The organism is Corynebacterium sp. HMSC056E09 (assembly GCF_001813425.1).
In the GTDB taxonomy this organism is placed as follows: domain Bacteria; phylum Actinomycetota; class Actinomycetes; order Mycobacteriales; family Mycobacteriaceae; genus Corynebacterium; species Corynebacterium hesseae.
In genome coordinates, this window is record NZ_KV812481.1 from 1 (window position 1) to 336 (window position 336).

1 rRNA gene is annotated in these 336 nt (G+C 52.1%); it reads right to left on the reverse strand.

Features of this window, described 5'->3' with window-relative positions:
- Positions 1-336: ribosomal RNA gene (locus HMPREF2912_RS13075) — 23S ribosomal RNA — on the reverse strand; the annotation flags it as partial.

A 336-nucleotide genomic window follows, 5' to 3' on the forward strand; every position in this document is an offset into this window, starting at 1 on the left:
AAGTCGTGTGGTCCCCCTTCTCCCGAAGTTACGGGGGCATTTTGCCGAGTTCCTTAACCACAGTTCACCCGAACGCCTTAGTATTTTCAACCTGACCACCTGTGTCGGTTTAGGGTACGGGCCATACATCCACATCGCTAGAGGCTTTTCTCGACAGTACTAGATCACCAACTTCACCCACATTTGGGCTACGCATCACGCCTCAGGTTAAACGGTGTGCGGATTTGCCTACACACCACCTCACACGCTTACACCAACAATCCACTAAGCGGCATGGCTACTACACTGTGTCACCCCATCACTTGAACCACACATCAGGCCCCACGACATCAACAA